The sequence below is a fragment of the Pseudomonas fluorescens genome (assembly GCF_902497745.1).
In the GTDB taxonomy this organism is placed as follows: domain Bacteria; phylum Pseudomonadota; class Gammaproteobacteria; order Pseudomonadales; family Pseudomonadaceae; genus Aquipseudomonas; species Aquipseudomonas fluorescens_BM.
The window spans coordinates 330376-356226 of the sequence record NZ_CABVHJ010000005.1 but is presented as its reverse complement, the minus strand read 5'-3'; the positions used below and the strand labels follow the sequence as shown (position 1 = coordinate 356226).

Sequence of the window (25851 nt, the reverse complement as noted above, 5' to 3'; positions counted from 1 at the left end):
TCAGCTAGAAGGGAGCCACTGGCCAGTTGATCGTGGATGGATAACCAGACTGATTACGGACTTCGCTGACGTCGACCCAGTACTGTTTGTACAGCGCTAACTTCGATACTTCTGCTGGCGTCGCAGCACCAAGATCAACCTTGTGCTGCAATGGGTTGAACGCGATCCAAAGCGTCGCGGCGTCAAACCGCTCCTGCATGCGCGCGGTGGTTATCTTGAGGTGCTCTTGCTCAGTCGGCTCGACGAAGAGCAAACCTTCCTCATCCAGATTGAAGACCTTCCATCCGACATGCGCGGTCGTATACCCGGTGATGTCATACCACCACGCATCCGTTACCCCATCCGGAAGGGTCGTGGGTATGGCATCTTCCGACTCGATAATTTGCAGGGCTATTTGATATCCCGTTTTATAAACAGTCCCGACCAACACGTAACGATTCATTGTCTTGCCTCCGATTATTCCGAGTACTCGACGCAGCCGTTCTGCAAGCGTCCTGAACGTCCCCAGGCATTACGCAAAACCAGGCAACTTGCCGGCTTTATGCATTTCAGTAAGGCGCTACCGGCCAGACGATATTGGCCGGGTAACCCGGCTGCTTATCGATGTCGCTGACAGCAATGGAGTACTGTTTGTGGGCTAGCAGGCGAGCCTGGTCTTGCGCCGTGGCGATGCCGACGTCGACTTTGAACTGAAGAGAGTTGAGCAGAAGCCAGTTAGCGGCGACATTCAGCAGTTGCCATTTCTGTTGCTCGGCTTCGTTACGCAAGTCTTCATCTGATGGCGGTGTAAATGTCCAGATGCCGTTGAAAGTTGCTCCCCAACCCACGCGCACTTCTGTCCCGGTTGCATCGACCCATGCAGACGTGGGCGAAGCCGGTGCATCAGGACGAACTTCACTTTCTTTCAATTGAACGACTTTGTTGTATTCAACCAGTGCGTAGAGATTCATTGGATATTCCTCATGGATGGTCATTTCAGATGCGTGTCGTGAAAACATTCGGCAGGCATTCCAAAAAGCCCGGCAGTCCGCCGGGCTTTTCAGTAATGCGCTCCTTCGCCTTCCTTCAAATCCTGTGTCCAAGAAGGAAGCTGACTTTTCGGCGCTACTGGCGCGGTACGAGTCCATTCAAATTGTTTTTCCGACCGCGGTCCCTGCCCGCCGGATAACTGCTTCTGGTGCTTTACGCTGCGCACCCGGGTCAGTTGCCAACCCTCTGAACCGTTGAGGCCGGTTCATCGCTGCCTGTTCTTGTGGAACTAAAGAGCTTTCTTGCCAACCGCTTTGTCGAGCGGCTTGGTGGCAAGAATATGCATTTATGCATACACAGTCAATGCGCAAATGCATTTATTTATGCGAAAGAAATGCGCAGATGCATGAAAGCTCCACAGATCAAGGGTTTGGCGGTTTCATCAAGGCGAAAAAAAACCCGCCAATGAGCGGGTTTTTCTGAAGAGGGTCGGGTTAGCGGGCGTACATGCCCCACCAGAAGACGTGACCGAGGATGACGATCTGCTCTTCCTGGATTTCCTGGAAGCTGTAGTCCTCGTCCGGATGCTCATCGCGATTGAAGCTGCGCAGACGAATGCCGGTGGGCAGCCGGTAGAGTTGCTTCACGCGCAACTGGCCATTGTGGTTGATCGCGTAAAGGTCGCCATCAATGATGTCGCCGATGCCGCACTTGCCCGCATTCACACCGACGGTGGCGCCATCGCGCAACACCGGCAACATGCTGTTGCCGCGCACTGTGACGCACTTGGCCTGGTCGAACTGCACGCCGTTATGGCGCAGGCTGCGCTTGCCGAAGCGCAGGCTAGAGCGCTCGCTCTCTTCGATGACGAATCTTCCTGATCCAGCAGCCAATTCAACCTCGCGAAGGAACGGCACCGATACTTCGTCATCATCGACAGGCGTATCGTCGTCCCACAGCATTATGTCCTTGAGTTCCGCGTGTACGTCATCGCGCCCGGCACCGGTCGACGGTACGACATCTGCGCGCCCGCGCAATTGATCGGTGCTCACGGCGAAGTACTCGGCGATCTTCGAAATGTGTTTATCCGAGGGATCGACGATCTTCCCGCTGAGAATCCGCGAGAGAGTGGATTGAGGCACGCCGGTGCGACGGTGGAGCTCCGTGGGGGAGATCCCGTGCTGGTCGAGCAGTGCTCTTAAGACGGAGGCTACGTTGCGTTTTTGCATAACGCGCATAGTGCTTGAAGTTACACGCGAAGACAAATGCTGAATTGCATAAATAACGCATAAATCGACTTTTCGATGAAGAAGACCGTCACCCGGCTGCGATGCCTGCGTCCGGCAGACCGCCCATGGTAACCTTGCGCCCATCGCGCAAAAGCCCGGCTGATGCCCCTGCTTTCGCCCTACACCTTTTAACGAGTTGCCTGACAATCCGATGAATAAAGCCGTCTCCGACCTGTCCTCCCACACCCCGATGATGCAGCAGTACTGGCGCCTGAAGAATCAGCACCCGGATCAGCTGATGTTCTACCGCATGGGCGACTTCTACGAGATCTTCTACGAAGACGCGAAGAAGGCGGCCAAGTTGCTCGACATCACCCTGACCGCGCGCGGGCAGTCGGCGGGGCAGGCGATTCCGATGTGTGGCATTCCTTACCATGCGGCGGAAGGCTATCTGGCGAAGCTGGTCAAGCTTGGCGAGTCGGTGGTGATCTGCGAGCAGGTCGGCGACCCGGCGACCAGCAAAGGCCCGGTGGAGCGTCAGGTGGTGCGGATCCTCACGCCGGGTACGGTCAGTGATGAGGCGCTGCTCGACGAGCGCCGCGACAACCTGATCGCTGCGCTGCTGGGTGACGAGCGTCTGTTCGGTCTGGCTGTGCTGGACATCACCAGCGGCAGTTTCAGTGTGTCGGAAATCAAAGGCTGGGAAAATCTGCTGGCGGAACTGGAGCGGGTCAACCCGGTGGAATTGCTGATCCCGGACGACTGGCCAAGGGATCTTCCCGCGGAAAAACGCCGTGGCGTCAGTCGCCGTGCGCCGTGGGATTTCGAGCGTGATTCGGCGCTGAAAAGCCTTTGCCAGCAGTTCTCCACCCAAGACCTGAAGGGCTTTGGTTGCGAGAACCTGACCCTGGCCATCGGCGCTGCCGGTTGCCTGTTGGCCTACGCCAAGGAAACCCAGCGCACCGCCCTGCCCCATCTGCGCAGCCTGCGCCACGAACGCCTCGACGACACGGTGGTGCTGGACGGTGCGAGCCGCCGCAATCTTGAACTCGACACCAACCTGGCCGGCGGCCGCGACAACACCCTGCAATCGGTGGTTGATCGCTGCCAGACCGCCATGGGCAGCCGTTTGCTGACCCGCTGGTTGAATCGTCCGCTGCGCGATCTGACCGTGCTGCTGGCGCGCCAGACCTCGATCACTTGCCTGCTCGATCGCTACCGTTTCGAAAAGCTGCAACCGCAGCTCAAGGAAATCGGCGACATCGAGCGCATTCTCGCGCGGATCGGCCTGCGTAATGCCCGTCCTCGTGACCTCGCACGGCTGCGTGACGCCCTTGGCGCCCTGCCTGAACTGCAAGTGGCGATGACCGATCTGGAAGCGCCGCACCTGCAAGGTCTGGCGATCACCACCAGCACTTACCCGGAACTGGCGGCACTGCTGGAAAAAGCCATTATCGATAACCCGCCAGCGGTGATCCGTGACGGCGGCGTGTTGAAAACCGGCTATGACAGCGAACTCGACGAACTGCAATCGCTGAGCGAAAACGCCGGCCAGTTCCTCATCGATCTGGAAGCCCGCGAGAAAGCCCGCACCGGCCTGAGCCACCTGAAAGTCGGCTACAACCGCATTCACGGCTACTTCATCGAGCTGCCGAGCAAGCAGGCCGAGTCGGCGCCGGCGGACTACATCCGTCGGCAAACCCTCAAAGGCGCCGAGCGTTTCATCACGCCTGAGCTGAAAGAATTCGAAGACAAGGCGCTGTCGGCCAAGAGCCGTGCCCTCGCCCGCGAGAAAATGCTCTACGAGGCGCTGCTGGAAGACCTGATCAGCCAGTTGCCACCGCTGCAGGACACCGCTGGCGCGCTGGCCGAACTCGACGTGTTGAGCAACCTCGCCGAGCGTGCACTGAACCTCGACCTGAACTGCCCGCGCTTCGTCAGTGAGCCGTGCATGCGTATCACCCAGGGTCGCCACCCTGTGGTTGAGCAAGTGCTGACCACGCCGTTCGTGGCCAACGATCTGAGTCTGGATGACAACACGCGCATGCTAGTGATCACCGGCCCGAACATGGGCGGTAAATCCACTTACATGCGTCAAACCGCGCTGATCGTGCTGCTCGCGCATATCGGCAGCTTCGTACCAGCGGCCAGTTGCGAACTCTCGCTGGTCGACCGTATCTTCACCCGCATTGGCTCCAGTGATGACCTGGCCGGTGGCCGTTCGACCTTCATGGTCGAGATGAGCGAAACCGCCAACATCCTGCACAACGCCACCGAGCGCAGTCTGGTGTTGATGGACGAAGTCGGTCGCGGCACCAGCACCTTCGACGGTCTGTCGCTGGCATGGGCTGCGGCTGAGCGTCTGGCCCATCTGCGTGCCTATACTCTGTTCGCCACACACTACTTTGAATTGACCGTGTTGCCAGAAGCCGAGCCACTGGTGGCCAACGTGCATCTCAATGCTACAGAGCACAATGAACGCATCGTGTTCCTGCACCACGTACTACCGGGGCCGGCCAGCCAGAGTTACGGTCTGGCGGTGGCGCAACTGGCCGGTGTTCCCAGCGAAGTAATCGTGCGTGCACGCGAACACTTGAGCCGACTGGAAGACACTGCCTTGCCCCACGAGGCGCCGAAGCCGGCAGCCAAGGGCAAACCGGCAACACCGCAGCAGAGCGACATGTTCGCCAGCCTGCCGCATCCGGTACTGGATGAGCTGGCCAAGCTGGATATCGATGACCTGACCCCGCGTCGTGCGCTCGAAATGCTCTATGCACTGAAGAACCGGATATAAGCACTGAAGAAGCGGATATAACGCAAACGGCTTCAAGCTGTTAGAATCTCGCGCGGTTTGGGATGCTGCTGGCTAATAGCCTGGCCAGCAGGTATCGCTCCCGAACCTGGCGACCCCAACCGTGAAGGGGCAACGCTGCCGCCGCCTGAGGAGAAAATTAGAAATGACCTTCGTCGTCACCGACAACTGCATCAAGTGCAAGTACACCGACTGCGTAGAAGTCTGTCCGGTGGACTGCTTTTACGAAGGCCCGAACTTCCTGGTGATTCACCCGGATGAGTGCATCGACTGCGCCCTGTGCGAACCGGAATGCCCGGCCGTCGCCATTTTCTCCGAGGACGAAGTTCCGGAAGAGATGCAGGAATTCATTCAACTCAACGTTGAACTGGCTGAAATCTGGCCGAACATCACCGAGAAGAAAGAATCGCTGCCGGATGCCGAAGAGTGGGATGGCGTCAAAGGCAAGATCAAAGACCTCGAACGCTGATCTGTCACGCGCTCGAATGAAAAGGCCCCTTGCGGGCCTTTTTGCTTTTCCGCGCTGTGCTTTTTTGCGGGCAAAAAAAAAGGGGCGGTATGACCCGCCCACATTTTTTCCCTATTCCCTGTATTCCTTTTCATCGTCCTGATGAATCGCGTCCTGCGATGTCCATTCCCCTCTTCCTTGAAGGGCGTGTCTGTCCGTCGACACAACCCAGATACTAGAGAGTTCCCTGACAAGAGCAATTGGCTCCAGGGACCAAAAACAGCTGTAATAAGCACTTCACATAAAAAAATAAATATATAAATCAACAAGTTAAATAACGCTGCCGGAGGCGATCGACGTCTACCGTACTGTAAAAATAGTGAAGACTTACGAAAGAGTAAGCCAAGGCTTACACCGCGAGACTACAAACGATGGAAATGCCAACCGTACGTCTGACAATGAAAAAGGCTTGCGAGATGACCATTAAATCCAGGCCAACAAAAAACCCCGAACCAGTCGGGGCTTTCTGCGGGCGGGCGTTTGAGGCGCTTACTGGAACAGCGACTCGCTCGACAGGCCATTTTTCTCGAGGATTTCACGAAGGCGCTTGAGGCCTTCCACCTGGATCTGCCGCACCCGCTCCCGGGTCAGGCCGATCTCCAGGCCAACATCTTCCAGCGTGCTGCTCTCGTGACCACGCAGGCCGAAGCGGCGTACTACCACCTCGCGCTGCTTGTCGGTCAGCTCAGACAGCCATTGATCGATGCTCTGCGACAGGTCGTCATCCTGCAGCAGTTCACATGGATCGGTTGGACGATCATCAGTGAGGGTGTCCAGCAGGGTTTTATCCGAATCCGGACCCAGCGAGACGTCGACCGAAGAAACCCGCTCATTCAAGCCCAGCATGCGCTTGACCTCGCCCACCGGTTTTTCCAGCAGGTTGGCGATTTCTTCGGGTGAAGGTTCGTGATCGAGCTTTTGCGTCAGCTCCCGTGCAGCCCGCAGGTACACGTTGAGTTCCTTGACCACATGAATCGGCAACCGGATGGTCCGGGTCTGATTCATGATCGCGCGCTCGATGGTCTGACGAATCCACCAGGTCGCGTAGGTCGAGAAACGGAAGCCACGCTCGGGATCGAACTTTTCCACCGCGCGGATCAGCCCGAGGTTGCCCTCTTCGATCAGATCCAGCAGCGACAGCCCCCGATTGACGTAACGCCGGGCGATTTTGACCACCAGCCGCAGGTTACTTTCAATCATTCGCTTGCGCCCGGCCGGATCGCCACTTTGCGACAAGCGCGCAAAATGAACTTCTTCCTCCGGGGAGAGCAATGGGGAAAAGCCGATTTCGTTGAGATACAACTGCGTGGCATCAAGTGCCCGCGTGTAATCGATGTACTTATGTTGTTTAAGTGAAGCGGAGTGTTTGGATTTGGAACGAACGGAAGGTGGAGCAGCCCCTTCATCATTCGACATCGAATCCGAATCGATGCCGGTCTCCATAAGGAGAACCTCATCGTCGATGTCAAACTCCGGCACTTCTTTACTGAGAGCCATTGTTATAGTCCTTTGGTGAGTTCGACCCCAAGCTCAAGCGACGCCTTTATCCTTGGCAGCGCTGGAGCCTGTCCCCTCTACGTGACGGAACAGGCTGGCTTACAAATCAACGTCTTGGCAGGAACTGCAGTGGATCTACAGGTTTACCTTGGCGGCGAATCTCAAAATGCAGTTTCACCCGGTCTGTACCCGTTGACCCCATTTCGGCAATTGTCTGTCCGACCTTGACCTGCTGTCCCTCCCGAACCAACAGCCTGCGGTTATGTCCGTAGGCACTGACGTAGGTTTCGCTGTGTTTGATGATGACTAATTCGCCGTAGCCCCTTAAGCCACTCCCGGCGTATACCACCGTCCCATCAGACGCAGCTAAAACAGGCTGTCCCAAATCTCCGGCGATATCAATTCCTTTATTCAAACTACCGTTTGAAGAGAATTTTCCAATCAGAATGCCATTAGATGGCCATCCCCAGCCGGTCGGGGCCGGGCCCGCTGGAGGCAGTGGAGCGGGGGCTGGTTTACTGGCGACGGACGGTACAGCCCCCGTAGAACCGGTGGTTGTGGTGGTTGTCGTGCCATTTGCCTGGCGCCGGATTACCGTGGTTTTACTGGACGAAGAAGGCGAAGAACTGCTGTTGCTCACCACCGCCGTCGGCGTTGAACCGGTGCGGCCATCAAAGCGAATTGTCTGACCTGGATGGATCGTATACGGCGTAGGAATATTGTTCCGGGCCGCGAGGGCTTTGTAGTCCCAACCGTAGCGAAACGCGATCGAAAACATCGTATCGCCCGGACGGACTACATACTGCCCGGTCGTCACTGTAGGACGCTGAGCCACCGCATTGTTGCGATCGACCACCCGCACATTGCTCGATTTGGTGCTGGAGCAACCGACCAGCAAGGTGCTCAAGACAAGGCCAGTCACCAGGCGCTGAAAGCTCGTGTTACCCATACGCTGCGCAATGACTGTGAGACTCACCCGCCGCTCCCTTTGTGGTGGCTGAAAAATGTGAAATGCCGGATTCCGGCATGAGGTGTCGCCAGTATAACGGGCCGGATCGGCTTTACCTTTAATGAAGCGAAATCGCTTCGCGCACACGTTTGCAAGCTGACAATCTGCTGCGTTTAAACCATCGTTGCCGGAGTAAGACACAGGCGAACGAAAGGAATTCAGCGCACGCAAACAAATGCTCAGGCCAGTGGCCCATTTAGCAACGGCACGAAACGAACAGCCCCCAGAACATGCCGGGAAAAGCCGTTTTCCTCACGCACGATCAGCATCAATTGCTGCACTTCTCCCGAGCCCACCGGGATCACCATGCGCCCGCCCGGAGCCAATTGATCGAGCAAGGCTTGCGGTACGTCGGTGGCCACGGCGGTGACGATAATGCCGTTATATGGTGCCAGCGCCGGCCATCCTTCCCAGCCATCGCCCCAGCGGAACACCACGTTGCGCAGGTTAAGCTCAACCAGACGTTCCTTGGCCCGGTCCTGCAAGACCTTGATGCGCTCGACCGAGAACACCCGTTCGACCAATTGCGACAACACAGCAGTCTGGTAACCGGAACCGGTGCCAATCTCCAGCACCTTATCCAGCGGCCCCGCCTCCAGCAGCAACTCGCTCATGCGCGCCACCATATAAGGCTGGGAAATCGTCTGGTTATTGCCGATCGGCAGCGCCGTGTCTTCGTAAGCGCGATGTGCCAGCGCCTCATCGACAAACAGGTGACGTGGCGTACGCCGAATCACTTCCAGCACCTTGGCGTTGGACACACCCTCTTCGTACAGGCGCTGGATCAGTCGTTCTCGGGTACGCTGAGAGGTCATGCCGATACCGCTGCGCAATCTGTCTTCGTGTTCACGGGCCATCAGCGCAGTCCCTCCAGCCAGCCGTCGAGGCTTCTGAACGCATCGTTGAAGGTGCGATCGAGCTGCAACGGAGTGATGGAAACATAGCCCTGCATCACCGCATGAAAATCAGTCCCCGGACCGCCATCTTCGGCATCACCGGCAGCGGCAATCCAGTAACCGGCCTTGCCACGCGGATCGACCACTTTCATCGGTGCCGCTGCCCGCGCGCGATGGCCGAGTCGGGTCAGCTGGATGCCGCGAATGTGGTCGATGGGCAGATTGGGAATGTTCACGTTGAGTACCGTGCGCGGTGGCAGATCGAGCCCGGCATGGGCTTCAACCAGTTTGCGCGCAAAGTACGCCGCCGTCGGCAGATTATCCACCTGCCGCGAGACCAGCGAAAAAGCGAACGAAGGACGCTCAAGGAAACGCCCTTCGAGCGCTGCCGCGACGGTGCCTGAATACAACACGTCATCACCCAGGTTGGCACCGAGGTTGATCCCGGAGACCACCATGTCCGCCTCGCGCTCCAGCAAGCCATTGAGGCCCAGGTGCACGCAGTCGGTCGGTGTGCCATTAAGGCTGATAAAGCCGTTGGCCAGGTATTGCGGGTGCAGCGGACGGTCGAGCGTCAGCGAACTGCTGGCGCCGCTTTTGTCCTGCTCCGGGGCGATAACCACGCACTCGGTGTAATCCGCCAGCGCAGCATAAAGCGCGGCGAGACCGGGTGCGGTTACCCCATCGTCGTTAGAAATCAGAATACGCATGGGCTGTCCGTCTGCCCCACCGGCACCAGATCAACGAGCTCGCGCACCAATACGGTGGCGAAGCATCCGGCCGGGAGGACGAATTCCAGTTGCAGAATGTCAGGCTGGGGATAATGCCACGTCAACCCGCCAATGGGCAGCCGCAGGATGCGACGTTCGTGACTCATACCGGCGTTGATCAACCAATCGCGCAGATCCGCTTCACCAGCGGCAATCCCCTGCTCCAGATCATGGACAGCCCCTGCGGTCGGCGAGTCACCTTCGCCCCACTGCGGGCCGGTCGGATGCAGATCAAGAATGGCCAGACGCGGATCGCTGCACTCAGCTTCACCGGCCGGGAAAAAACTGCGACTGTCGGTGAACGCGAGCAGATCGCCGACCTGGGCTTTTTGCCAGGTGCCATCGGCAACACGCGCCGCCAGCACCTTGTTGAACAGAAAACTGCGCGCGGTCGAGAGCAGCCGCGAACGCACATTGCGTTGCTCCGGCAAGGCCTTGCGTGCCGCCCACGAACGCGCATCAACGACGTTACCGCCGTCATGGCCGAAGCGCTGGGCACCGAAATAATTGGGAATACCTTGCTTAGCGATCAGTTGCAGGCGCTGCTCGATCGCTTCGTTGTCGCCAGCGAACTGAGTCAGGCGCAAGGTGAAACCGTTGGCCGAATGCGCGCCACGTTGCAGCTTGCGCTTGTGGCGGGTGGTCTTGAGGATCTTCAGCGTGTCGTTTTCCGCCGCCGACAGATCCGGATCAGCCTTGCCCGGCAGTTGCACACTGAACCACTGACGGGTCAACGCCTGACGATCCTTGAGGCCCGCGTAGCTGACGGTGCGCAACGGCACGCCGGCAGCCTTGGCAATACGCCGCGCGGCTTCCTCAGTGTTGAGGCCACGTTTTTCGACCCAGATCCAGAGATGTTCGCCGTCGCCGCTGAACGGAATATCGAGGACTTCATCGACCTGAAAATCTTCAGCGATGGCTTTCAGTACAGCGGTGCCGAGGGGTTCGCCATAGGCCCGCGGGCCGAGCAATTGCAGTTCATTCATGCGCGCAGCAACAAGGCAACGGAGTGCACGGCGATGCCTTCTTCGCGACCGACAAAGCCAAGCTTTTCGGTGGTGGTAGCTTTCACGTTCACTTGATCCAACTCAACTTGAAGATCCGCCGCGATCAGCGCGCGCATCGATTCGATATGCGGAGCCATTTTTGGTGCCTGGGCGACGATGGTGTTATCGACGTTGCCGACTTTCCAGCCTTTGGCGTGGATCAGCGCGACCACATGACGCAGCAGCGCACGGCTGTCGGCGCCTTTGAATTGCGGGTCGGTGTCCGGGAAATGCTTGCCGATATCACCCAGCGCAGCGGCGCCTAGCAAGGCATCGCTCAAGGCGTGCAGCAAAACGTCACCGTCGGAATGAGCGAGCAGCCCGAAGCTGTGTGCAATGCGCACGCCGCCCAGAGTAATGAAATCGCCTTCAGCGAAACGGTGCACATCATAGCCGTGGCCAATACGCATAAAAAAACGCCCCGATTTTTGTCAGGGCGTGATTCTACCCGCATTAACCGCGCAGAGCGCGTGCGTGATGCTGCAAGTGGTCGTCTATGAAGCTTGAGATGAAGAAATAGCTGTGGTCGTAGCCCGGTTGCAGGCGCAATGTCAGCGGATGGCCCGCTTGTTTTGCCGCTTGTTGCAAAGCTTCAGGTTTGAGCTGAGTGGCGAGGAAGTCGTCGCGATCGCCTTGATCGACCAGCAGCGGCAGTTTTTCATCCGCTTCGGCGATCAGTGCGCAGGCATCCCACTCTTTCCACTTCGAACGGTCTTCGCCCAGGAAACGGGAAAAGGCTTTTTGCCCCCACGGGCAATCCATCGGGTTGTTGATCGGCGAGAACGCCGACACCGATTGATAGCGCCCAGGATTTCGCAATGCGCAGACCAACGCACCGTGGCCGCCCATCGAGTGGCCGCTGATGCTGCGTTTGTCCGAAGCGGGGAAATGCGCTTCAACCAGTGCAGGCAATTCCTGCACGACATAGTCATGCATCCGATAGTGCCGCGACCAGGGCTCCTGCGTGGCATTCAGATAGAAACCGGCACCGAGACCGAAATCCCATGCGCCGTCCGGATCACCCGGGACATCGGCGCCACGCGGACTGGTGTCCGGCGCAACAATGATCAAACCCAGTTCAGCAGCCATGCGCATCGCGCCGGCCTTCTGCATGAAGTTTTCATCGGTGCAGGTCAGACCCGACAGCCAATACAGCACCGGCAACTTGCCGCCCTGCTCTGCCTGTGGTGGCAAGTAGACGGCGAACACCATGTCGCAGCCGAGCACGTCAGAACGATGGCGATAGCGCTTGTGCCAACCGCCAAAACTTTTCTGACAGGAGATGTTTTCCAGACTCATGTAAAGACTCCTACGCGGTCACGACCACAAGCCTTCGAGACTTGCGGCCATGTCGCCACGATTGATCAGAAATGAATGACGGTACGGATGCTCTTGCCTTCGTGCATCAGGTCGAACGCCTTGTTGATGTCTTCCAGGCCCATGGTGTGGGTGATGAAAGTATCCAAAGGAATCTCGCCGCTCTGAGCCATGTCGACGTAACTTGGCAATTCGGTACGACCGCGCACGCCGCCGAATGCCGAACCGCGCCAGACGCGACCGGTGACCAACTGGAACGGACGGGTCGCGATTTCCTGACCGGCACCTGCCACGCCGATGATTACCGACTCGCCCCAACCTTTGTGGCAGCACTCAAGGGCTGCGCGCATCAGTTGCACGTTGCCGATGCATTCGAAGGAGAAGTCGACGCCGCCATCAGTCATGTCGACGATCACTTCCTGAATAGGACGATCGAAGTCTTTCGGGTTCACGCAGTCGGTTGCACCCAGTTGCTTGGCGATCTCGAATTTGGCCGGGTTGATGTCGATGGCAATAATGCGCGCAGCCTTGGCTTTCACCGCGCCGATGACGGCGGACAAACCAATGCCGCCTAAACCGAAGATGGCCACGGTGTCACCCGGTTTGACCTTGGCGGTGTTGAGCACTGCACCGATGCCGGTGGTGACGCCGCAACCCAGCAGGCAAACCTTTTCCAGTGGCGCATCTTTGGAGATCTTGGCCACGGAGATTTCCGGCAACACGGTGTATTCCGAGAACGTCGACGTGCCCATGTAGTGGAAAATCGTTTCGCCCTTGTAGGAAAAACGCGAAGTGCCGTCCGGCATCAAACCTTTGCCCTGAGTGGCACGAATCGCCTGACACAGGTTGGTCTTGCCCGATTTACAGAATTTGCACTGGCCGCATTCGGGGGTGTACAGCGGAATCACGTGATCGCCAACGGCAACCGAAGTTACGCCCTCGCCGATCGCTTCAACGATGGCGCCACCTTCGTGGCCAAGGATCGACGGGAAGATGCCTTCCGGGTCAGCGCCGGACAGGGTGTAGGCGTCCGTGTGGCAAACACCGGAAGCGACTACACGCAGCAACACTTCACCGGCCTTGGGCATGGCGACATCGACTTCTACGATTTCCAGCGGCTTCTTGGCCTCGAAGGCAACGGCGGCGCGCGACTTGATCATGCTGACTCTCCAGTGAATGCATTGAATTAAAAACCAGACAAGGAGTGTAATACACAGCTTTACGATGAATAATCCGGGCAAAAGCAAAACATTATTGCCATACAGGGATAATCCCGATGTCCGAAAACCGCTGGGAAGGCATCGACGAGTTCGTTGCCGTTGCTGAATGCAGCCAGTTCACTGCCGCTGCCGAACGTCTTGGGGTTTCGTCCTCGCACATCAGTCGACAAATCGTACGGCTGGAAGAAAGACTTCAGACGCGACTTCTCTATCGCAGCACACGCCGGGTGACGCTGACCGAGGCTGGACAGACATTCCTGCAACATTGCCAACGTTTGCAGGACGGTCGCGAAGAAGCCTTGCGTGCAGTCGGTGATCTGACCAGCGAACCGAAAGGCATGCTGCGCATGACCTGTGCCGTCGCCTACGGCGAGCGGTTTATCGTGCCGTTGGTGACGCGGTTCATGGGGCTGTATCCGCAGCTGCGCATCGATATCGAATTGAGCAATCGCCAACTTGATCTGGTGCATGAAGGGCTAGATCTGGCGATTCGCTTGGGCCGCTTGCAGGACTCGCGATTGGTCGCTACACGCCTGGCGCCACGACGAATGTATCTATGCGCTTCACCGTCCTACGTTGAGCGGTACGGTCGCCCACACAGTCTGTCGGAATTGAGCCGGCATAATTGCCTGATCGGTAGCTCGGATATCTGGCAGCTTGAGCAAAACGGGCGGGAATTTTCCCAGCGGGTGCAGGGAAACTGGCGTTGCAACAGTGGGCAAGCGGTGCTGGATGCGGCGCTTCAAGGGGTCGGGCTGTGCCAGTTGCCGGATTATTACGTGCTGGAGCATCTGCACAGTGGTGCGCTGATTTCCTTGCTGGAGGCGCATCAGCCACCGAATACGGCGGTGTGGGCGCTGTATCCGCAGCAGCGGCATTTGTCGCCGAAGGTGCGCAAGTTGGTGGATTTTTTAAAGGAGGGGTTGGCTGAGCGGCCGGAGTATCGCGGGTAACTCACGCGTTGTCTGAGCAGCCGCTTTCGCGAGCAAGCTCGCTCCCACAGGGGACCCGCAGTGAATGCACATTGGGTTTCAGGCGCAAATCAAATGTGGGAGCGAGCTTGCTCGCGAAGGCTGCGCAATGGGCACTACAGCAATCAGTGGCGGTTAGCCCAACGCTGGCGCAACCACTCGAGGTCTTCAGGCCGGGTCACCTTGAGGTTGTCCGCCCGCCCTTCAATCAGACGCGGCTTCAGCCCCGCCCACTCCATTGCCGAAGCTTCATCGGTAATCACCGCATCCGCGACCAGACTGTCCGCCAACGCCCGATGCAACGCGCCGAGGCGAAACATCTGCGGCGTATATGCCTGCCAGATCACGCTGCGATCAACGGTTTCGAGCACACGACCATGCTTATCGACCCGCTTCAACGTGTCGCGCGCCGGCACCGCGAGCAAACCGCCAACCGGATCATCCGCCAGTTCATCCAGTAACTTGTCGAGATCATCGCGACTCAGATTGGGTCGCGCCGCATCGTGCACCAGCACCCAATCCTCATCATCGGCACCCTGCGCATGCAGATGCAGCAAGGCATTGAGCACCGAACCAGAACGCTCGGCCCCGCCTTCAACCCGCTGAATGCGCGGATCGCTGGCGCAGGCCAGGTTCGGCCAGTAAGGATCATCAACCGCAAGACTGACCACCAGCCCCTTGAGGCTCGGGTGATCGAGAAAACAGCCAAGGCTGTGTTCGAGAATTGTGCGCCCGCCCAGTAGCAGATATTGCTTGGGACGGTCCGCGGCCATTCGGGCACCGACGCCCGCGGCAGGAATCACGGCCCAGAAGGCCGGAAGGGAATTGATCATTGGGCCAACTGGTAAAGGGTTTCGCCGTCCTTGACCATGCCCAGTTCGTGACGAGCCCGTTCTTCAACGGTCTCCATGCCCTTTTTCAACTCGCTGACTTCAGCGTCCATCACTCGGTTGCGCTCCAGCAAACCTTCGTTCTCGGCGTGTTGATCAGCAATCTGCTGATTCAGCTCGGCGACTTGCGCCAGACTGCCATTGCCCACCCACAGGCGGTACTGCAGACCGGCCAGTAGCAAGAGCAAAACGAGAAACAACCAGTAAGGACTGCGCATCGAATATCAGGTATCCAGTGAAAAAAGACAGCCACGCCAAAACTTTGAAGCATCTGATAGCACGAAGCCTGGAAGACCCAGGCTTGTGCTGTTAAGGCATCAGATTAGTGGCAAATCCATCGCTGTCACGACTTTTTCGACACAATCCGGTGTCCTTCCATCGATTCGTACTTAGCCGCGGAACTCGCTGCGACCGTTGTACTTGGCCTTGCCATTCAACTGCTCTTCGATACGCAGCAGTTGGTTGTACTTGGAAACACGGTCGGAACGGCACAGCGAACCGGTCTTGATCTGGCCAGCCGAAGTGCCCACCGCCAGGTCGGCAATGGTCGAATCTTCGGTTTCGCCGGAACGGTGCGAGATCACTGCGGTGTAACCGGCAGCCTTGGCCATCTGGATGGCTTCGAGGGTTTCGGTCAGGGTACCGATCTGGTTGAACTTGATCAGGATCGAGTTGGCGATGTTTTTATCGATGCCTTCTTTCAGGATCTTGGTGTTGGTTACGAACAGGTCGTCACCCACCAGTTGAACCTTCTCGCCGATCTTGTCGGTGAGGATCTTCCAGCCAGCCCAGTCGGACTCGTCCAGACCGTCTTCGATCGAGATGATCGGATAACGTTCAGTCAGGCCCTTGAGGTAGTCAGCGAAACCTTCAGCAGTGAACACCTGGCCTTCGCCGGACAGGTTGTACTTGCCGTCTTCGTAGAATTCGCTGGCCGCGCAGTCCAGAGCCAGAGTCACGTCGGTGCCCAGCTTGTAACCAGCATTGGCCACAGCTTCGGAGATCACTTTCAGCGCGTCTTCGTTGGACGCCAGGTTCGGTGCGAAACCGCCTTCGTCACCAACGGCAGTGCTCAGGCCACGGGCCTTCAGCACAGCTTTCAAGTGATGGAAAATCTCGGTGCCCATGCGCAGACCTTCCGAGAAAGACTTGGCGCCAACCGGCTGCACCATGAATTCCTGGATGTCGACGTTGTTATCGGCGTGCTCGCCACCGTTGATGATGTTCATCATCGGCACCGGCATCGAGTAAACACCCGGGGTGCCGTTGAGGTTGGCGATGTGTGCGTACAGCGGCAGGTCCTGGTCCTGTGCAGCAGCCTTGGCAGCAGCCAGGGACACGGCGAGGATGGCGTTGGCGCCCAGGGTCGCCTTGTTTTCGGTACCGTCGAGCTTGATCATCGCGTGATCCAGGGCTTTCTGGTCGCTTGGGTCGGTGCCCAGCAGCAGATCGCGGATCGGACCGTTGATGTTGGCTACCGCTTTGAGCACGCCCTTGCCCAGATAACGGCTCTTGTCGCCATCACGCAGCTCGAGCGCTTCACGCGAGCCAGTGGATGCACCGGACGGCGCGCAAGCGCTGCCGATGATGCCGTTGTCGAGAAGCACGTCCGCTTCCACGGTGGGATTGCCACGGGAGTCGAGAACTTCACGACCTTTGATGTCGACGATTTTTGCCATTGTTGTAAACACTCCAAAGTTGACGAAAACGACGCAGCTAGAGGAAATCTTTTTACCGTCGGCAAGGGGTGTGCAGCGGGCAGACTTGCAGACGATAACGCTCATGCCCGAGGGCATGAGCGACAAATCGTGCGGTACTTTACCGGAGAATTGAGTCTTACGCGGTTTCTACCGTCGGAAAACTCTTCACCAGTTCGTCCAAAGCTTTGAGCTGGGCCAGAAATGGCTCCAGTTTGTCCAGACGCAAGGCGCAAGGGCCGTCGCATTTGGCGTTGTCCGGATCCGGGTGAGCTTCGAGGAACAGACCCGCCAGCGACTGGCTCATGCCCGCCTTGGCCAGATCCAGAACCTGCGCGCGGCGACCGCCGGCGGAGTCGGCACGACCACCCGGCATTTGCAGCGCGTGGGTCACGTCGAAGAATACCGGGTACTCGAACTGCTTCATGATGCCGAAGCCGAGCATGTCGACCACGAGGTTGTTGTAGCCGAAGCTCGAACCACGCTCGCAGAGGATCAGTTGGTCGTTACCCGCTTCCACGCACTTGTTCAGGATGTGTTTCATTTCCTGAGGCGCGAGGAACTGGGCTTTCTTGATGTTGATCACTGCATTGGTCTTGGCCATCGCGACGACCAGATCGGTCTGGCGCGACAGGAAGGCCGGCAGCTGGATGATGTCGCAGACCTCAGCGACGACCGCGGCCTGATCAGGCTCGTGGACGTCGGTGATGATCGGTACGCCGAAGGCTTGTTTGATGTCCTGGAAGATGCGCATGCCTTCTTCCAGGCCAGGACCACGATAGGAGGTCACAGAAGAACGGTTGGCCTTGTCGAAGCTGGCCTTGAACACGTAAGGGATACCGAGTTTTTCGGTGACCTTCACGTACTCCTCGCAAACCTGCATGGCCATGTCACGGCTTTCCAGCACGTTCATGCCGCCGAACAGCACCATGGGTTTGTCGTTGGCAATCTCGATGTCGCCGACGCGGATGATCTTCTGTGCCATCGGGGTTACGCCTTCTTCTGGTGTTGAGCCAATGCTGCTTTGACAAAACCGCTGAACAGCGGATGGCCATCACGTGGTGTCGAGGTGAACTCTGGGTGGAACTGGCAAGCGACGAACCATGGATGATCCGGAGCTTCGACCACTTCAACCAATGCCGCGTCAGCCGAGCGACCGGAAATCTTCAGGCCGGCTTCGATGATTTGTGGCAACAGGTTGTTGTTCACTTCATAACGGTGACGGTGACGTTCAACAATCACGTCCTTGCCGTAGCAGTCGTGCACCTTGGAGCCGGCTTCAAGCAGGCATTCCTGTGCGCCGAGACGCATGGTGCCGCCCAGGTCGGACGATTCGGTACGCACTTCAACGGCACCGGTCGCGTCTTCCCACTCGGTGATCAGACCGACAACCGGATGGCCGCTGGCGCGGTCGAACTCGGTGGAGTTGGCGTCTTTCCAGCCCATGACGTTACGAGCGAACTCGATGACCGCCACTTGCATACCGAGGCAGATACCCAGGTACGGAACCTTGTTTTCACGAGCGTACTGAACGGCAGTGATCTTGCCTTCCACGCCGCGCAGACCGAAGCCGCCCGGTACGAGGATCGCGTCGACACCTTCGAGCAGCGCAGTGCCCTGGTTTTCGATGTCTTCGGAATCGATGTAACGCAGGTTGACCTTGGTGCGGTTGCTGATGCCAGCATGACTCATCGCTTCGATCAGCGACTTGTAGGCGTCCAGCAGCTCCATGTACTTACCGACCATGGCGATGGTCACTTCGTGTTCCGGGTTCAGCTTGGCGTCAACCACTGCTTCCCACTCGGACAGATCAGCGCTGCCGCATTGCAGGCCGAAACGCTCGACAACGAAATCGTCCAGACCTTGCGAGTGCAGGATGCCCGGGATCTTGTAGATGGTGTCGGCGTCTTCCAGACCGATCACCGCGCGCTCTTCAACGTTGGTGAACTGGGCGATCTTGCGACGCGACGAAATGTCGATCGGGTGATCAGAACGGCATACCAGCACGTCTGGCTGCAGGCCGATCGAACGCAACTCTTTTACCGAGTGCTGAGTTGGTTTGGTTTTGGTTTCGCCGGCAGTGGCGATGTACGGCACCAGCGTCAAGTGCATCAGCATCGCGCGCTTGGCGCCGATTTCGAAACGCAGTTGACGGATGGCCTCGAGGAACGGTTGCGACTCGATGTCACCGACGGTGCCACCGATCTCGACCATTGCCACGTCAGCGTCACCGGCACCCTTGATGATGCGGCGCTTGATTTCGTCGGTGATATGCGGGATCACCTGGATGGTTGCACCCAGGTAGTCACCACGGCGCTCTTTGCGCAGCACGTGCTCGTAGACACGGCCAGTGGTGAAGTTGTTGTTCTGGGTCATGGTCGTGCGGATGAACCGCTCGTAGTGGCCCAGGTCCAGGTCAGTCTCGGCGCCGTCGTGGGTGACGAACACTTCACCGTGCTGGAACGGGCTCATGGTGCCCGGGTCGACGTTGATGTACGGGTCCAGCTTCAGCATGGTGACCTTAAGTCCCCGCGCCTCCAGGATGGCCGCCAATGAAGCCGATGCAATGCCTTTCCCCAATGAAGAAACAACACCGCCCGTGACGAATATGTAGCGCGTCATGAAAAACCCTAGAAGTCTGCGTTAAAGCGGTACGAGCCGCCGGGGAAAGCGAAGGAAGGCCGAAGCCCCCGATCACCTGCATTAATCACAGTGCACCTTTCAAAAAAACCGCCGCGTTGGGACAGACCGGCAGATGAAACACCGGTACGTTGCTCGCTACACATTTTTTGGAATCGCCCAGCAAAGACTGCTTGGTAATCGGCAACTCCTGCAATTCAGGCGAATCCACAGAAGTTGTATCAAGAAGGGAGCGTAGTCTACCGGAATGCTCCTTTCAGCTCAAACCTTGATCTTCGTCTGTTGGCAGCCAATGCAATTTCCAGCCGTGCTGCACATGGCCATCAAGTCCCGGCAGGTTCGCCACCGCGAGCAATTCATCGCCGCGAAACAGCAGCGGCAATCTGCCACGGACGAAGCCCGGCACCGCGCGCTCATTGAGCAGGCGTTTGAGATCGCGGTGGCCGCGATCCGCCAGATGCATGACTTCGCCACCCTGCCGATAGCGAATCTGCAAAGGCCCGACGGGAGTCTGCCCGCTGAACATGACACGTCCGTTATCGACCAAGCGTAGCGCTGACGCGAGGCTCTGCCAGTCGGCGCCGATCATTGGCGTGCGCAACCAGTTACCACTGAGCCACCAGAGGCGACCGGCACTGCGGTGCAACTCGCCATCGGCCAGACGCCAGATCGGTGAGGCATCAGGGGCGGCATCGCACAGATCCGTCCAACCCGACCAGTGGTCGGTGTCGGGTAGTCGGGTCAGTGGTTCCAGCCAGTGGCTGAGGGCGTTTCGCTGGCGGGCGGCAGACAACGCCGCCAGCGGCGCCAACTCCAGAGAGGGTAATCCCAGCCATTCGAAATCATGAGCGGCAGCAGCTTGCGTCAGATCGATCTGCGCCAGCTCATCCAGCAACCCTTGGGCTTCACGCAGATGCGCGGCACTGCGAGCCATGCTTGCCTGCGCTTGCGGCCAGCGCTCACTCAGCGACGGCATGACCTGATGCCGCAAGTAATTGCGCGAGAACTGCCGATCCTGATTCGACGGATCTTCAATCCAGCTCAATTGATGAGCTTGCGCATACGCTTCGAGTTCGGCCCGGGAAACATCGAGCAATGGACGAATCAGCATCCCCTGCCCCACCGGACGCTGTCCCGGCATCGCGGATAATCCGCGCACACCCGCACCGCGCAGCAGCCGGAACAACAGCGTTTCCGCTTGATCATCGCGATGTTGACCGGTCAGCAACACATCATTGGCTTGCGTCAGCGAACTGAACACGGCGTACCGCGCATCCCGGGCCGCCCGCTCCAGACTGGCACCCGACTGCACCTTCACACGTTCGATCAGCAACGGAACACCCAGCGCATCGCACACGGACTGGCAATGTTGCGGCCACGCATCGGCCGCAACCTGGAGGCCGTGATGGATATGAACAGCGCTTAACGGGGGGAGAGATTCGGTTTTTGCGAGATCGGCGAGCAGATGCAGCAGGACGGTGGAATCGAGACCACCAGAGAAGGCAATGCGCCAATGAGCGGCATTGCGCCAAGGCTCAAGGTGCGGCAGAAGCCGTGAAGGCAAATCACTCTTCGATGAATTCATGGAGAGGGCCGCTTCTCAAAGATCCCTGTAGGAGCTGCCGAAGGCTGCGATCTTTTGGTCTTGAAAAACAAAGTCAAAAGATCGCAGCCTTCGGCAGCTCCTACAGGGGTATTGCGCTCGACTTAGAGACCGTAGCTCATCAGTCGATCATAACGGCGCTTCAACAGCGCTTCGTTATCGAACTTCTTCAGCATCGCCAGTTGCGAGCTCAGCTCGGCACGGATCGACGCCGCTGCGGCAGCCGGATCACGGTGTGCGCCGCCCAGAGGCTCGCCAATCACCTTGTCGACGATGCCCAGACCTTTCAGACGCTCGGCGGTAATGCCCATCGCCTCAGCAGCATCCGGCGCTTTTTCCGCGGTTTTCCACAGAATCGAAGCGCAACCTTCCGGCGAGATCACCGCGTAGGTCGAATACTGCAGCATGTTCAGTTGGTCGCAGACGCCGATCGCCAGTGCACCGCCGGAACCACCTTCACCAATCACGGTGGCGATGATCGGGGTTTTCAGGCGCGACATCACACGCAGGTTCCAGGCGATCGCTTCGCTCTGGTTGCGCTCTTCTGCGTCGATACCAGGATAAGCACCCGGGGTGTCGATGAAGGTCAGGATCGGCATTTTGAAACGCTCGGCCATTTCCATCAGTCGGCAAGCCTTGCGGTAGCCTTCCGGACGCGGCATGCCGAAGTTGCGGCGAACCTTCTCGCGCACTTCACGGCCCTTCTGGTGACCGATGATCATCACCGGCTGGTCTTCCAGACGGGCGATACCGCCAACGATGGCCGCGTCGTCAGAGAAGTGACGGTCGCCGTGCAGTTCGTCGAACTCGGTGAAGATGTGCTCGATGTAATCGAGGGTGTACGGGCGTTTCGGGTGACGTGCCAGACGTGCGATCTGCCAGCTGGTCAGCTTGCCGAAGATGTCTTCGGTCAGCGTTTTGCTTTTGTCCTGCAGGCGGGAGATCTCATCGCCGATATTCAGCGAATTGTCATTACCGACCAAGCGCAACTCTTCGATCTTGGCTTGCAGGTCGGCGATCGGCTGTTCGAAATCTAGAAAATTCGGGTTCATAGGCGTCCGTCTTGGGTCGTGTCCCAAATGAGCTTGGGCCGGCCGGTTGTCTATTCGCGCCCTACCTTAAGGGAGAGGCGCGCTGAGGTCGAGATTAAAAATTCAGGTTGCGGGCAAGCGCCATGATGGCACTCGCCGGTCAACGGTATTGGAGGAAGACGTTGTCTCGCCCGAACTGGTCACGCAGAGCCTGAATCAAGGCATCCGCCGGATCAATTCGCCACGTCTCGCCGAACTGCAGCAAGGTCTTCGCATCCGGGCTGGTGTACTCCATGGTGATCGGGCACGCACCGCGATGACGCTTGAGCAAATCACCCAACCAGCGTAGCTGATCGCCTTTCAGGTCCTGGGTTTGCAGTTTCAGGCGCAGGCTTTCGGCGAGGTTGGTGCGCGCATCTTCCATGCTCATCACCCGTTTGACCCGCAGGCGCAGGCCGCCGGAGAAGTCATCGTTGCTGACTTCGCCTTCGACCACCACCATTGCGTCGGTCTGCAACAACGACTGCGCAGAATGGAACGCATCGGCAAACAACGATGCCTCGATCCGACCAGAGCGGTCGTCGAGGGTGATGAAGCCCATCTTGTCGCCTTTTTTGTTCTTCATCACGCGCAGGGCGATGATCATCCCCGCCACGGTTTGTGTATCCCGGGCCGGTTTCAGGTCGATGATGCGCTGACGGGCGAAACGGCGGATTTCGCCTTCGTATTCGTCGATCGGGTGACCGGTCAGGTACAGGCCCAAGGTGTCTTTCTCACCTTTGAGGCGTTCCTTGAGGGTCAGCTCCTTGGCCTTGCGATGGGACGCATAAACGTCGGCGTCTTCCTCGACAAACAGCCCGCCGAACAGGTCGGCATGGCCGCTGTCGTGGGTGCGTGCGGTCTGTTCGGCTGCCTTGATCGCCTCTTCCATCGCCGCCAGCAGCACGGCGCGGTTGCGGTCGATGTTGGCTTGATAAGCCTTTTGCTCGTCGTGGAAATACGGGCCCAGACGATCCAGTGCACCACTGCGAATCAGACCGTCCAGCGTACGTTTGTTGATGCGCTTGAGGTCGACCCGGGCGCAGAAGTCGAACAGATCCTTGAACGGACCGGCCTGACGCGCCTCAGTGATGGCCTCAACAGGGCCTTCACCGACACCTTTGATCGCGCCGAGGCCATAGACGATGCGACCATCGTCGTTCACCGTGAACTTGAACTCCGAGGTGTTCACGTCCGGCGCGTCGAGACGCAGCTTCATCGTGCGCACTTCCTCGATCAAGGTCACGACCTTGTCGGTGTTGTGCATATCCGCCGAAAGTACCGCAGCCATGAATGGTGCTGGGTAGTGGGCTTTCAGCCACGCAGTCTGGTAAGAGACCAGGCCGTAGGCGGCGGAGTGGGATTTGTTGAAGCCGTAACCGGCGAATTTTTCTACCAGGTCGAAGATGTTACCGGCGAGGTCGGCGTCGATATTGTTGGTCGCGCAACCTTCGATGAAACCGCCGCGCTGCTTGGCCATTTCCTCGGGCTTTTTCTTACCCATCGCTCGACGGAGCATGTCCGCACCGCCAAGGGTGTAACCGGCCATGACCTGAGCAATCTGCATCACCTGTTCCTGATACAGGATGATGCCGTAAGTCGGTGCCAATACTGGCTTGAGGCCTTCGTACTGATAGTCCGAGTGCGGGTACGCCAATTCGGCGCGACCGTGCTTACGGTTAATGAAGTCATCCACCATGCCGGACTGCAGCGGGCCCGGACGGAACAGGGCCACCAGTGCGATCAAGTCTTCCAGGCAGTCGGGCTTGAGCTTTTTGATCAGCTCTTTCATGCCGCGCGATTCAAGCTGGAACACCGCGGTGGTTTCAGCTTTCTGCAACAACGAGTAAGTCGGTTTGTCGTCCAGCGGGATAAACGCAATATCCAGCGGCGGCTCGTTGACCTTGGCGCGGTCGCGGTTAATGGTTTTCAGCGCCCAGTCGATGATCGTCAGGGTCCGCAGACCGAGGAAGTCGAACTTAACCAGACCGGCCGCTTCAACGTCGTCCTTGTCGAACTGGGTTACCAGACCGTCACCGGCCTCGTCGCAATAGATCGGCGAGAAGTCGGTCAGCTTGGTCGGGGCGATTACTACACCACCGGCGTGTTTACCGACGTTACGCACGACGCCTTCGAGCTTGCGCGCCATCTCCCAGATTTCTGCCGCTTCTTCATCGACCTTGATGAAGTCACGGAGGATTTCTTCCTGCTCGTAGGCTTTTTCCAGGGTCATGCCGACTTCGAACGGAATCATCTTCGACAAACGATCTGCCAGGCCGTAGGACTTGCCCTGCACCCGCGCCACGTCGCGCACCACCGCTTTTGCGGCCATGGAACCGAACGTGATGATCTGGCTTACCGCGTTGCGGCCGTACTTCTCGGCCACGTAATCGATCACGCGGTCACGACCGTCCATGCAGAAGTCGACGTCGAAGTCGGGCATCGATACCCGTTCCGGATTAAGGAAACGTTCGAACAGCAGGTCGTATTCCAGCGGATCGAGGTCGGTGATCTTCTGTACATAAGCCACCAACGATCCGGCACCCGACCCCCGGCCAGGACCTACCGGTACGCCGTTGTTCTTGGCCCACTGGATAAAGTCCATCACGATCAGGAAGTAACCGGGGAAACCCATCTGGATGATGATATCCAGCTCGAAATTCAGCCGGTCAACGTAAACCTGACGTTTGGCTTCGTAGTCTTCAGTGTTGTCTTTGGGCAGCAGCACCGACAAGCGTTCTTCGAGACCATCGAAGGAGACTTTGCGGAAATATTCGTCGATGGTCATGCCATCGGGAATCGGGAAGTTGGGCAGGAAGTGAGTGCCCAGCTTCACTTCGATGTTGCAGCGCTTGGCGATCTCGACGGTGTTTTCAATCGCGTCGGGAATATCGCTGAACAGCTCGATCATTTCCTCGGCGCTTTTCAGGTATTGCTGATCGCTGTAATTCTTCGAACGCCGCGGATCGTCGAGAGCGCGGCCCTCACCGATGCAGACGCGGGTTTCATGGGCAGCGAAGTCTTCCTGCTTGATGAAGCGCACATCGTTGGTCGCCACCAGCGGCGCGCCGAGCTTGTCAGCGAGGGCCACAGCGCCGTGCAATTGTTCTTCATCGTTGGGACGGTTGGTGCGCTGGATTTCCAGATAGAAACGATCCGGGAACACCGTCATCCACTCGCGTGCCAAGGCTTCGGCTTCGGCCGGGTTACCACCGATCATCGCCATGCCGATCTCGCCTTCTTTGGCGGCGGACAGCATGATCAGGCCTTCGTTGGCCTCAGCGACCCACTCGCGCTCGACGATGATCATGCCGTTGCGCTGGCCTTCGATGAAGCCGCGCGAGATCAACTCGGTGAGGTTGCGATAACCCTTGGCGTTCATCACGAGCAGGCTGAGCCGGCTCAGCGGTGCATCCGGATCCTTGTTCGACAGCCACAGGTCGGCGCCGCAGATCGGCTTGATGCCTGCGCCCATGGTGTTTTTGTAGAATTTGACCAGGGAACACATGTTGTTCTGGTCGGTGACCGCTACGGCAGGCATGTTCATGGCCGTGAGCGCCTTGACCAGCGGCTTGATCCGCACCAGCCCGTCGACCAGCGAGTATTCAGTGTGCAGGCGTAGATGAACGAATGAAGCCGGCATAGTGATCCTGTCCAGTTACATAGAGACAACAAGGCCCGGATTGTACCGGGCCTCGAACAAAACA

At 58.2% G+C, this 25851-nt stretch carries 22 protein-coding genes; 3 read left to right on the top strand and 19 right to left on the bottom strand.

Annotated features, from left to right (window positions below):
- Positions 1–4: 4 nt before the first annotated feature.
- The 3 genes from F8N44_RS10615 to F8N44_RS10605 form a co-directional block, all read right to left on the bottom strand.
- On the bottom strand, positions 5–442 hold the full coding sequence (locus F8N44_RS10615; protein WP_150650263.1) for a tail fiber assembly protein: 438 nt from the start codon (positions 440–442) through the stop codon (positions 5–7).
- 106 nt (positions 443–548) lie between these two features.
- The gene (locus tag F8N44_RS10610; protein ID WP_150650262.1) at positions 549–950 is read right to left on the bottom strand and encodes a tail fiber assembly protein; all 402 of its coding nucleotides are present in this window, start codon (positions 948–950) and stop codon (positions 549–551) included.
- Between the two features lie 513 nt (positions 951–1463).
- The gene (locus F8N44_RS10605; RefSeq protein ID WP_150650261.1) at positions 1464–2198 is read right to left on the bottom strand and encodes a helix-turn-helix transcriptional regulator; all 735 of its coding nucleotides are present in this window, start codon (positions 2196–2198) and stop codon (positions 1464–1466) included.
- A 211-nt stretch (positions 2199–2409) separates the two neighbouring features.
- Here F8N44_RS10605 and mutS point away from each other — a divergent pair, with 211 nt between their 5' ends.
- Positions 2410–4992, top strand: a complete 2583-nt coding sequence (gene mutS, locus F8N44_RS10600; protein ID WP_150650260.1) for a DNA mismatch repair protein MutS — start codon at positions 2410–2412, stop codon at positions 4990–4992.
- A 163-nt stretch (positions 4993–5155) separates the two neighbouring features.
- Positions 5156–5479 carry a ferredoxin FdxA gene (gene fdxA / locus F8N44_RS10595; protein ID WP_007908827.1) on the top strand — a complete coding sequence of 108 codons (324 nt, stop codon included), beginning with the start codon at positions 5156–5158 and terminating at the stop codon, positions 5477–5479.
- Positions 5480–6007: 528 nt separating this feature from the next.
- Here the strand turns inward: fdxA and rpoS are convergent.
- From rpoS to F8N44_RS10550, 8 genes are all read right to left on the bottom strand, one after another.
- Positions 6008–7015 (bottom strand): RNA polymerase sigma factor RpoS, encoded by a 1008-nt coding sequence (gene rpoS, locus F8N44_RS10585; protein WP_007908828.1) that lies wholly within the window; start codon positions 7013–7015, stop codon positions 6008–6010.
- Between the two features lie 106 nt (positions 7016–7121).
- A complete protein-coding gene (locus F8N44_RS10580) occupies positions 7122–7991 on the bottom strand; it encodes a peptidoglycan DD-metalloendopeptidase family protein (protein ID WP_016985074.1) in 870 nt (289 codons plus the stop codon).
- A 212-nt stretch (positions 7992–8203) separates the two neighbouring features.
- Complete coding sequence (locus F8N44_RS10575) at positions 8204–8839, bottom strand: protein-L-isoaspartate(D-aspartate) O-methyltransferase (protein WP_172828219.1); 636 nt, start codon at positions 8837–8839, stop codon at positions 8204–8206.
- A gap of 41 nt (positions 8840–8880) precedes the next feature.
- Complete coding sequence (surE, locus tag F8N44_RS10570; protein ID WP_007908831.1) at positions 8881–9630, bottom strand: 5'/3'-nucleotidase SurE; 750 nt, start codon at positions 9628–9630, stop codon at positions 8881–8883.
- Entirely contained in the window at positions 9618–10676 is a 1059-nt protein-coding gene (gene truD, locus F8N44_RS10565; RefSeq protein WP_150650258.1) for a tRNA pseudouridine(13) synthase TruD, read from the bottom strand. The genes surE and truD overlap by 13 nt, the downstream gene beginning before the upstream one ends.
- Positions 10673–11146 carry a 2-C-methyl-D-erythritol 2,4-cyclodiphosphate synthase gene (gene ispF / locus F8N44_RS10560; protein WP_034149878.1) on the bottom strand — a complete coding sequence of 158 codons (474 nt, stop codon included), beginning with the start codon at positions 11144–11146 and terminating at the stop codon, positions 10673–10675. The genes truD and ispF overlap by 4 nt, the downstream gene beginning before the upstream one ends.
- 43 nt (positions 11147–11189) lie before the next feature.
- Positions 11190–12035, bottom strand: coding sequence for an S-formylglutathione hydrolase (gene fghA, locus F8N44_RS10555; protein WP_150650257.1), 846 nt, complete (start codon positions 12033–12035; stop codon positions 11190–11192).
- Between the two features lie 65 nt (positions 12036–12100).
- Positions 12101–13213 (bottom strand): S-(hydroxymethyl)glutathione dehydrogenase/class III alcohol dehydrogenase, encoded by a 1113-nt coding sequence (locus tag F8N44_RS10550; protein WP_007908835.1) that lies wholly within the window; start codon positions 13211–13213, stop codon positions 12101–12103.
- Between the two features lie 116 nt (positions 13214–13329).
- Here F8N44_RS10550 and F8N44_RS10545 point away from each other — a divergent pair, with 116 nt between their 5' ends.
- A complete protein-coding gene (locus F8N44_RS10545; protein ID WP_038357927.1) occupies positions 13330–14226 on the top strand; it encodes a LysR substrate-binding domain-containing protein in 897 nt (298 codons plus the stop codon).
- A gap of 143 nt (positions 14227–14369) precedes the next feature.
- Here F8N44_RS10545 and ispD read toward each other — a convergent pair whose 3' ends face one another.
- From ispD to dnaE, 8 genes are all read right to left on the bottom strand, one after another.
- Positions 14370–15077, bottom strand: coding sequence for a 2-C-methyl-D-erythritol 4-phosphate cytidylyltransferase (gene ispD, locus F8N44_RS10540; protein WP_150650256.1), 708 nt, complete (start codon positions 15075–15077; stop codon positions 14370–14372).
- Complete coding sequence (gene ftsB, locus F8N44_RS10535) at positions 15074–15352, bottom strand: cell division protein FtsB (RefSeq protein WP_007908838.1); 279 nt, start codon at positions 15350–15352, stop codon at positions 15074–15076. Before ftsB ends, ispD begins: the two co-directional genes overlap by 4 nt.
- A gap of 171 nt (positions 15353–15523) precedes the next feature.
- Positions 15524–16813 carry a phosphopyruvate hydratase gene (gene eno, locus F8N44_RS10530; protein WP_007908839.1) on the bottom strand — a complete coding sequence of 430 codons (1290 nt, stop codon included), beginning with the start codon at positions 16811–16813 and terminating at the stop codon, positions 15524–15526.
- Between the two features lie 157 nt (positions 16814–16970).
- Positions 16971–17816, bottom strand: a complete 846-nt coding sequence (gene kdsA, locus F8N44_RS10525) for a 3-deoxy-8-phosphooctulonate synthase (protein WP_016985082.1) — start codon at positions 17814–17816, stop codon at positions 16971–16973.
- A gap of 5 nt (positions 17817–17821) precedes the next feature.
- Positions 17822–19453: a CTP synthase gene (locus F8N44_RS10520; protein WP_034156321.1), complete on the bottom strand. Its 1632-nt coding sequence runs from the start codon at positions 19451–19453 to the stop codon at positions 17822–17824.
- Between the two features lie 274 nt (positions 19454–19727).
- Entirely contained in the window at positions 19728–21056 is a 1329-nt protein-coding gene (gene tilS / locus F8N44_RS10515) for a tRNA lysidine(34) synthetase TilS (protein WP_150650255.1), read from the bottom strand.
- Between the two features lie 122 nt (positions 21057–21178).
- Complete coding sequence (locus F8N44_RS10510) at positions 21179–22126, bottom strand: acetyl-CoA carboxylase carboxyltransferase subunit alpha (RefSeq protein WP_038357918.1); 948 nt, start codon at positions 22124–22126, stop codon at positions 21179–21181.
- 139 nt (positions 22127–22265) lie between these two features.
- A complete protein-coding gene (gene dnaE, locus F8N44_RS10505; protein ID WP_150650254.1) occupies positions 22266–25787 on the bottom strand; it encodes a DNA polymerase III subunit alpha in 3522 nt (1173 codons plus the stop codon).
- Positions 25788–25851 lie beyond the last annotated feature (64 nt).